The sequence below is a fragment of the Streptomyces sp. PsTaAH-137 genome, from assembly GCF_003259365.1.
GTDB lineage: Bacteria > Actinomycetota > Actinomycetes > Streptomycetales > Streptomycetaceae > Streptomyces.
Map to the genome: position 1 here is coordinate 1 of NZ_QLLY01000044.1, position 7,748 is coordinate 7,748.

Below are 7,748 nucleotides of genomic sequence, written 5' to 3' on the forward strand. Positions count from 1 at the left end.
CGAGGTGTCCGAGCAGGTCGAGGCGGAACAGGAGCGGGAAGAACTGCGCCGGTGCCTGCGTTCGCTCAGTGAGATCCAGCGTCAGTCGGTCACGCTGGCGTACTACCGGGGCCTGACCTATAAAGAGGTCGCTGAAGAATTGTCGGCGCCTTTGGGCACGATCAAGACGCGGCTGCGGGACGGGCTCATCCGGCTCCGTGACTGCTTGGGGGTGACGGCATGACCGTGGACACAGGCGATGTGCACACGCTGACAGGCGCGTACGCACTCGACGCGCTCGACGACGCCGAACGCGACCTGTTCGAGACGCACATGGCCCGGTGCGAGTCGTGCACGCTGGAAGTACAGGAGTTCACCGCCACCGCCGGACGACTCGCCCTGGCGACCACGAGCCGCGCACCGCAGCATCTGAAGTCGCAGGTGCTGCGGCAGATCAGTGAGGTGCGACAGGAGCATCCCGGTCCGCCGACCAGGGCGTCCAGCGGGACGAGGACACGCCACGGAATGGCGCCGCGGTGGGCTTTGGCTGCCTGCGCGGCCGGGATCGCCGCTCTCGGCGGAACCACCGTATGGCAGCACGGCCAAGCCGACGACGCGCGTCACCGGGCCGAGGCCGTGCGGGAACAGTCCGACCGGATCGCCGCGGTGCTCGCCGCGCCGGATGCCAAGGTGGCCGCCGCGTCCTTGAAGGGAGGGGCCCGTGGTTCCGTGGTTGTCTCGCGGGGCAGCGGCAGGGCCGTGTTCATTGCCTCCCGCATGGCAGCCCCTCCGAAGGGCAAGGTGTACCAGCTGTGGTTCGCCGACGATGGCCGCACGCGCTCGGCAGGCTTGATGGACGCATCCCGGGTCAACCAGAGCGTGCTCATGGACGGCCGCGTGGGCGAGGCCACGGGCATCGGCATCACGCTGGAGCCGGCCGGCGGCTCACAACAGCCCACCAGTTCCCCCTGGCGACAATGGTCCTGCCTGCCTGACAGGTGGCAGGGCGCCCCGGCTCTGCTGCGCGTGTGTCGAGGGGAGCACCACGATCGTGGTGCTCCCCTCGACCACGTTGGCCTAATGCCGGAGCTCAACTCTCACGATCAGGGAATCTGTCCTTGAAGCGCCATGGCATCTGACCTGGGATGAGGCCTTGCGGAGTTCGCGGGCTTCTCACTCTTTCGAGAATCCACCAATCCACCGTGCCCGGTGCTCCGGATTCCGTTCGATGGAGGCGGATGGCCTTCACGGATCTGATCGTTGAGGGATTGTCATGCAGACTCGAGTCCGCCGTGTCGCTGTTGTCGTTGCCGCCGCCGCCATGCTGCCCCTGGCCCTGACGGCGTGCTCCGACAGCGACTCCAAGGACAAGGCGTCCGACAGCTCGTCGGCTGCCGCCTCGAAGGGCTCGGACATGGCCAGCCCGTCGGATGACATGACGGATTCCGACAAGCCCTTCGGTTCGGCTTGCGCGTCGGTGCCGAAGGACGGTGCCGGTTCCTTCGACGGCATGGCCAAGGACCCGGTCGCCACCGCCGCCTCGAACAACCCGGCGCTGTCCACCCTGGTCACCGCCGTGAAGAAGGCCGGCCTCGTCGACACGCTGAACAACGCCAAGAACATCACCGTGTTCGCGCCGACCAACGACGCCTTCGCGAAGATCCCGAAGGCCGACCTGGACAAGGTCCTCAACGACAAGGCCCAGCTCACCAAGATCCTCACCTACCACGTCGTGGGCCAGAAGCTCGCGCCCAAGGACCTGGAGAACGGCTCCTTCGACACGCTGGAGAAGTCGAAGCTGATGACCTCCGGCTCCGGCGAGTCCTACAAGGTCAACGACAGCGCCAACGTGGTCTGCGGCAACGTCAAGACCGCCAACGCCAACGTCTACATCATCGACTCCGTCCTCATGCCCAAGAGCTGAGGGGATCACCAGCTGACGCAACCGGGCAGAGGGAAGACGGGAAATCTGCGCCCCGCCCTGCTGTCACTTGTGTGCGGACAGCAGGGGCGGGGCCGTGAGGACTTGAGCGGTGGCCTCACGACGGTTGTGTCCGGGTGAGGCGGTTGGCGATTCGGAAGCGCAGTCGGCCAGCCGCCTCACCCACTTTCTCCATTTCGGATGGAAATGGGAATCGCGGGGGTGGGTGTGCTGAATGCGCTGCTCTGCCTGCCGGTTGGCGTGGTGATGGCCATCTTGGGTCGGCTGATCGATACGGGCAGGCTACGCATCTCGGTGTTGTGGACGGTGGGGGCCGCCGTTTTGGCCGCGCTCATCGGCACGGTCGGCGCGTTCTTCGTCGTACCTGCCTGCACCGCGGGGGCGGGCTGGATCACTCTGATCCTGCAGGCTGTCCCTGCCGCCGCTGCCGTCGCCTGTACAGAGACCATCAGGCCTCGCCGCCCCACATGTCGCACGTCGGCTGCGAGGGGCGAACCGCCGAAGCCCTGACATCCGTGTGACCCGCCCTCCTGCGGTGCCACAGGGCGCATTGCGCGGCGTTCGGGTACGCCGCCGGGTACGCCGCATCCCTGGCGCCGAGTGCTCTTGCGGCGCCAGGGATGCGTGCTGCTACGGCAGGCCTGGGATGGGCCGACTGCCGCTGTCTACGGGCGGTGCGTCACTTCCACATGCCCATGTGGCCGTCGTGGTTCATCGAGCCGTGGTGGCCCATGTGGCCTTCGTCCCAGGTGTGGTGACCCCAGTTGCCCGAGCCGTTGGCGCAGCTGTTGCCGAAGGCCGGGTTGAGCAGGCCGATGACGTTGACGGTGTTGCCACAGGCGTTGACCGGGACGTGGACCGGCACCTGGACGACGTTGCCGGACAGCACGCCCGGCGAGCCCACAGCGGCACCCTGGGCTCCGGCGTCCGCGGACGCCGCGCCCGCACCGGCCAGAACCGAACCGCCGATGGCCACCGCGATCGCCGCACTCTTCAGCACACGAGACATGAAACGCTCCACACTCATTCGCGCGGTCCCCACCCCTGGGGGCAAGGACGAGAAGCGGTTGGCTTCTCACTGGCCATCCGGAACGTCTCAGGGGCCGGATTGGCCGCACGGCCCGAGTTCACCCGTCCGGACCACGCTCTTCCCGCCGCTGCCAGCCATCACCGGGAAAAGCCCTGCGCCGGACGCGGCCACGGACCACCGCGTTCGGCTTTGATCAACATGCGGATGCGGTGATCCGGGCGCAGCGTCGAAGCAGGCGGGGCTTCCGGCCCGCTCCGCCTGCCCGCGGTCCTGTGTCCGCGGGCCCTGCGGCCGGGCGATCTCGAAAGGACCGCATCCATGCGCAAGCTTGCCCAGTACGTCGCTGTCGGCGCCCTCGTCACGCCCCTGGTCATCGGCGCCGCCGGCCTCGCCTCCGCCGACGACGGCCCCGCCTACAAGAAGGCGCAGAACTCCGCCAACGTCAACGGCGGCATGACCATGGAGACGGTCAGCGGCTTCACCCCCGACGGCAAGGCGTACTTCAAGACCACCACCAAGCAGGCGGGCCCCACCGGAGCCACCGGTAACAACACCGGCTCGCACTCCTGAACCAGATCATGAGCGCGGCCTCCTGAGGGAGGCACGAGCAGTGTGGCGCCCCGCCTGCGGGGCGCCACACTGCTGTGACCGGTCACGCGCGCGAGCCGAACCCGGCGGAGCTCCACCCAATGGGTGAGCCTGGCCGACCCTGGCGCCGGGCAGGCGCTCCGGATGAACGCACTGACTGCTCTGGAACAGTACGTGGCCCGCTGCAACAGCGCGGTGTGGCAAGCTCTGGTTCCACCGCGTACGAAGCAGGCCGAGGTCCTGGTGGCGCTGCGGCGTTACTGCGATGCGCACGCCATGATCGTGGGCCGCGGACGAGTCCTGGTCCCTAACCACTACGTGGTGCAGCTTCCCCCGCCGACGTATCAGCAGCTGGATCATGTCGCCCAGGCCGTGTGCCACGAACTGTCGGTGTGCCTGCGCCGGCACGCGGCGCAACAGGGGTACATGTTCGCCGGCCCGGTACATGTGGACCTTGAGGACACGAGGGCCGAAGATGAGGTCGATCTCTTCTGCGTCCGAGGGCGCGTCGAGCCCGCTGGTGACCACCGGTAGACATGCGGCTCCGCGTCGGCGCGCGGCGCGCGCGGTAGGCGTCTTTGCCAGACGGCTCTCAGTCGTCGGGAGCGTGGAGCGGGAGGGCAGCGGTGATGCGCTTGCCGACAGGATCCGGGCACACCTCCACATGTCGGCTGACGGCTTCGACGATCTCGAGCCCGTGCTGCCCGGTCCGGGCCGGGTCGGGACTCGACGCCTTCGGTAGATGCGTATTGCTGTCCCACACGGTGATGCGCAGTTCGACGGAGGTGAGAGCGAGCTCTATCAGGTACGGCCCTGGAGCGTACTTGGCAGCATTGGTTACCAGTTCACTCACCGTGAGCTCGCACAACTCATCCGTGGACCGGTCGATCTCGCAGCCGTGCTCGGACCGCGCATGGTCGAGAAACCGGGTCGCCGCCCGGCGAGCCGCCCCAGGTGTGCTGTGTTCCTGGGAGGAAAAGGCCCGCGCGACCGGCGTACCCTGCTCGTCCCGACAGTGACAAGCCTTCATCCGCTCGACCATGCTCCGCTCCTGTGTCGGACACTGCCTGCTGAACATCCACGACCACACCAACCGCAATCTCTCCCCAGTCGAATCTGCGCCTCGGGAACAGGTCTGGTCCGCGCGCTTTCCCCGGACGCAGCGGATTCCACACCAGAACATGAGATTCGCAGTGTGCCGGTCACGCTTGAGGTGACCGAGTCGCGGCCAGCGTCCCGGACCGTTCGAGGCCGCCACGCAAGGGATGGGCACCACCGGTTGGCATTGCGGGCACAACCGTAACGCGTTGACTGCGGCCTTCGAGTCGAAGCGTAAGCGACGCGATGCGACCAATCCGCCCGGTGGGAGGTCTCCGGAATAAGGGCGTCAGAAGTTCGAGAGTCCCGTGCCGCTCGCGGCGAACAGCGCGGCGGCTGAGGAAAGAGGCTTGCTGTGATAGCCCGTCACACCGCACGACTGACCGTTCTTGCCGCCGTCCCCGCGGCCCTCGCGCTGTGCGCGGTTCCCGCCGTCGCGCACGAGGGTCACATGACGTCCGCGTCCGGCGACAGCTACCAGGTCGACCTGGCGCCGCTGAACAACTCCGGCTCAAAGGGCACCGCGATGCTCATGCTGGACGGCACGAAGCTCACGGTGAAGATCGAGGCGTCGGGTCTCGTTCCGGGCCAGCCGCACGCCCAGCACATCCACGGCTCGACCACCGGGCACGACTTCCACTGCCCGGCCCCGTCCGCCGACAAGAACAAGGACGGCATCATCACCACCGCCGAGGGCCTACCCTCCTATGGTGACGTCAACATCTCCCTGACCACCAAGGGCGACACGTCGAAGGACAGCGGCCTGGCCGTCGACCGCATGCCGACCGCCGACAAGAACGGCCACCTCTCCTACGAACGCACCATCGCCGTCTCCCAGAAGGTCGCTGACCACATCAAGGACCTGCACGTGGTCCAGCACGGCATCGACCCCAACAACAACGGCAAGTACGACTTCGGCAAGGGCAAGAGCGAACTCGACCCCAAGCTCCCGCAGGAAGCCACCGCCCCCGCCGACTGCGGCATGCTCCAGGGCGCGGCCGTTGGGTCGATGCCTGTCGGCGGGGTGGAAACGGGCTCCGGCAGCACGGCAGGAGTCGAGGCCCCGGGCCTGATCGCCGGCGGCAGCGCCGCAGCGCTCGCAGGTGCAGGCGTGTCTCTCGTACGGCGCCGCAAGCAGCAGGCCGTCGACAGCAACAGCTGACGGGCTGTCATGGAATCGCGTGACACACCGCATGTCGCACGGTGGCGCCGCGGTGGCCGGCAGCAGGTGCTGTCGGCCACCGCGGCCGCGGCCCTCCTCATCGCAGGCATCACGGCGCTCACCATCGGCCTCCTGCGACAGACACCGGCCCCGCCCACAGCAGCGCCCGACCGCGCGCCTGTCGCCACAGCGTCGACTCCCGCCACGGCAGAGCCCGACGAGACGCCGGCCCCCGCGACCGCGGTGATGGCCTCATCACCTCCGACCCGGCTGTCGATCCCCGCCATCGGCGTGAAGACATCCCTGGAGCGGCTCGGTCTCGACAAGAACCGGGCCATGCAGACCCCGAAAAATCCGGACCGCGCCGGATGGTTCACCCCCGGCCCCACGCCCGGCGCCAAAGGGCCGGCCGTTCTGGCCGGACACGTCACCTGGAACCAGAAGCGCTCGGTGTTCTTCGACCTCGCCCGTCTGCACACCGGGGAACACGTCTACGTGCAGCGCGAGGACGGCACCACCGCCCGGTTCACCGTCACCCGCACCGCGCAGTACCCCAAGAACCGGTTCCCCTCACTGGACGTCTACCGCAACACCGACCAAGCCGAACTCCGCCTCATCACCTGCGCAGGCGACTACCGCGACCATCACTACGCCGACAACACCGTCGTCTACGCACGCCTCGACCAGCCCCTCTCACACCACACCCCCTCGCCCGCCCCAAAGCAGTGACCTGAAGGCCGGAAGTCAGCAAAGGAGAACGCCATGACAGGCCGCACTCCCGACCTGCCTGCCCCACGCGCACCCATGACCGCTCAGGCCGTACTGGCGCGATGGCCCACCGGAGCCTGGAAGACCGAACTCATCGGCGCCGTGCTGTACTTCCACGGCGCCTTCGACGAACGGGACGTCGACACGGCGGCCCGCGCCTACCCCGGCCGCCGCGTACTGGTCAACACCGCGCATGCCCTCGAAGTGCACCCGGCCGGGACGACACCGCTGCTGTCGATCCTCGACGAGGCCACGGACCACGCCCGCCCCACCCTCACGCAGATCTTCCTGTGCCTCACCGTTGAGCCTTGAAGGCCAGGCGCGGCGGATGTCCCCGCACCGTGACGCTCTCCCTGCCCGGCGCCGTCAGCCCGTCGCAGCCGCGGGAGGCTGTTCGACGGTGCGCGCGAGGATGCCGAGCGTCGCTCGCAGGCCGGCTTCCGGGATCACCGGAAAGTGTCTGCCTGGCGGACCGGTCGTCGATCTGGCTCCAGTCGTAGTACGCCGTGACGGCCGCGACGGAACTGTGGGGTTCGAGGCGGTAGGAGTAGAGGTGACGGATCGGCGGCTGGATGGTGCCCGAGACCGTCCACTCCAGGAGAGCCTCGTCTTCGTAGCGCGTGATGATCACTTTCACGTCATAGCGACCCATGGGCAGATCGCCCAGCGCCATTCCGCCTCCACGCCATAAGAAAAATGCAGCGGCAAGATTCATTCGGAGCAGAAACCGTCACGGATTGGCCCACACCACAGATTCCTTCGATTGGCGTACAGGTAAATCCCTCTGCACCGAAAAGAAACGATTCACTGCCGGGAATCCGGGGCGTTGCCAGTGAAGAGCCCTGCCAACAAGCCGAGTTGATCAGTATCGGCCCCCAGACTGTGCAGCACCCTTACCGCAAGACCACCTGGCACAATGGGGCCCGCATCCCCCTTTCGGCGTAACCTTCGCTCGCGCCCCCGAAAGAATTATGGAAGCCCATACATTGCACATTCGAGTCCCTCACCTGCGATTCCCGCAGCGCGTGAAGGGGAGATCGCGAATCTCAACACAGGCGACGGTCACACGCGACGCGGAATCCATGGTTCTCTCCGTTAAGGCATTTCTCATGTCGCGCATTGCCACCAGCTGGTGATTGGCCGTCAGGCTCACTCTGATCCACCGGCGGTCGGCTGGCTCG

12 protein-coding genes are annotated in these 7,748 nt (G+C 67.3%); 9 read left to right on the forward strand and 3 right to left on the reverse strand.

Features of this window, described 5'->3' with window-relative positions:
* The 4 genes from K377_RS40305 to K377_RS40320 form a co-directional block, all read left to right on the forward strand.
* Positions 1-223, forward strand: a 223-nt coding sequence (locus K377_RS40305; protein ID WP_146614857.1) for a sigma-70 family RNA polymerase sigma factor, incomplete at its 5' end; no start/stop codon positions are given.
* Positions 220-1,101: an anti-sigma factor domain-containing protein gene (locus K377_RS40310; protein WP_202455617.1), complete on the forward strand. Its 882-nt coding sequence runs from the start codon at positions 220-222 to the stop codon at positions 1,099-1,101. The genes K377_RS40305 and K377_RS40310, both read left to right, overlap by 4 nt.
* Positions 1,102-1,252: 151 nt before the next feature.
* On the forward strand, positions 1,253-1,903 hold the full coding sequence (locus K377_RS40315) for a fasciclin domain-containing protein (RefSeq protein ID WP_111668618.1): 651 nt from the start codon (positions 1,253-1,255) through the stop codon (positions 1,901-1,903).
* A 198-nt stretch (positions 1,904-2,101) separates the two neighbouring features.
* Positions 2,102-2,431 carry a GlsB/YeaQ/YmgE family stress response membrane protein gene (locus tag K377_RS40320; protein ID WP_146614858.1) on the forward strand — a complete coding sequence of 110 codons (330 nt, stop codon included), beginning with the start codon at positions 2,102-2,104 and terminating at the stop codon, positions 2,429-2,431.
* A gap of 169 nt (positions 2,432-2,600) precedes the next feature.
* Here K377_RS40320 and K377_RS40325 read toward each other — a convergent pair whose 3' ends face one another.
* Positions 2,601-2,930: a chaplin gene (locus K377_RS40325; protein ID WP_111668620.1), complete on the reverse strand. Its 330-nt coding sequence runs from the start codon at positions 2,928-2,930 to the stop codon at positions 2,601-2,603.
* 339 nt (positions 2,931-3,269) lie between these two features.
* On the opposite strand from K377_RS40325, the gene K377_RS40330 reads away from it, so the two are divergent.
* Both K377_RS40330 and K377_RS40335 read left to right on the forward strand, forming a co-directional pair.
* A complete protein-coding gene (locus K377_RS40330; RefSeq protein WP_111668621.1) occupies positions 3,270-3,521 on the forward strand; it encodes a hypothetical protein in 252 nt (83 codons plus the stop codon).
* Positions 3,522-3,644: 123 nt separating this feature from the next.
* Entirely contained in the window at positions 3,645-4,073 is a 429-nt protein-coding gene (locus K377_RS40335; protein ID WP_111668622.1) for a DUF3662 domain-containing protein, read from the forward strand.
* A 58-nt stretch (positions 4,074-4,131) separates the two neighbouring features.
* Here the strand turns inward: K377_RS40335 and K377_RS40340 are convergent, their stop codons facing one another.
* A complete protein-coding gene (locus tag K377_RS40340; protein WP_237551808.1) occupies positions 4,132-4,581 on the reverse strand; it encodes an ATP-binding protein in 450 nt (149 codons plus the stop codon).
* A gap of 411 nt (positions 4,582-4,992) precedes the next feature.
* Between K377_RS40340 and K377_RS40345 the strand changes: the two genes are divergently transcribed.
* From K377_RS40345 to K377_RS40355, 3 genes are read left to right on the forward strand one after another with little or no spacing between them, the layout of a single operon-like run.
* The gene (locus K377_RS40345) at positions 4,993-5,799 is read left to right on the forward strand and encodes a hypothetical protein (RefSeq protein WP_111668623.1); all 807 of its coding nucleotides are present in this window, start codon (positions 4,993-4,995) and stop codon (positions 5,797-5,799) included.
* Between the two features lie 9 nt (positions 5,800-5,808).
* On the forward strand, positions 5,809-6,528 hold the full coding sequence (locus tag K377_RS40350; protein ID WP_111668624.1) for a class F sortase: 720 nt from the start codon (positions 5,809-5,811) through the stop codon (positions 6,526-6,528).
* 33 nt (positions 6,529-6,561) lie between these two features.
* The gene (locus K377_RS40355; RefSeq protein WP_181512769.1) at positions 6,562-6,879 is read left to right on the forward strand and encodes a hypothetical protein; all 318 of its coding nucleotides are present in this window, start codon (positions 6,562-6,564) and stop codon (positions 6,877-6,879) included.
* Here K377_RS40355 and K377_RS40360 read toward each other — a convergent pair.
* A complete protein-coding gene (locus K377_RS40360) occupies positions 6,863-7,240 on the reverse strand; it encodes a hypothetical protein (protein WP_111668625.1) in 378 nt (125 codons plus the stop codon). The two genes, K377_RS40355 and K377_RS40360, sit on opposite strands and share 17 nt — an antisense overlap.
* Between the last annotated feature and the right edge of the window lie 508 nt (positions 7,241-7,748).

Excerpts from the sequence above, each read along its gene's own strand:
- K377_RS40350 (WP_111668624.1), top strand. The coding sequence starts at position 5,809 with ATGGAATCGCGTGACACACCGCATGTCGCACGGTGGCGCCGCGGTGGC.
- K377_RS40360 (WP_111668625.1), bottom strand. The coding sequence starts at position 7,240 with ATGGCGCTGGGCGATCTGCCCATGGGTCGCTATGACGTGAAAGTGATC.
- K377_RS40325 (WP_111668620.1), bottom strand. The coding sequence starts at position 2,930 with ATGTCTCGTGTGCTGAAGAGTGCGGCGATCGCGGTGGCCATCGGCGGT.
- K377_RS40310 (WP_202455617.1), top strand. The coding sequence starts at position 220 with ATGACCGTGGACACAGGCGATGTGCACACGCTGACAGGCGCGTACGCA.
- K377_RS40320 (WP_146614858.1), top strand. The coding sequence starts at position 2,102 with ATGGAAATGGGAATCGCGGGGGTGGGTGTGCTGAATGCGCTGCTCTGC.
- K377_RS40340 (WP_237551808.1), bottom strand. The coding sequence starts at position 4,581 with ATGGTCGAGCGGATGAAGGCTTGTCACTGTCGGGACGAGCAGGGTACG.
- K377_RS40315 (WP_111668618.1), top strand. The coding sequence starts at position 1,253 with ATGCAGACTCGAGTCCGCCGTGTCGCTGTTGTCGTTGCCGCCGCCGCC.
- K377_RS40330 (WP_111668621.1), top strand. The coding sequence starts at position 3,270 with ATGCGCAAGCTTGCCCAGTACGTCGCTGTCGGCGCCCTCGTCACGCCC.
- K377_RS40355 (WP_181512769.1), top strand. The coding sequence starts at position 6,562 with ATGACAGGCCGCACTCCCGACCTGCCTGCCCCACGCGCACCCATGACC.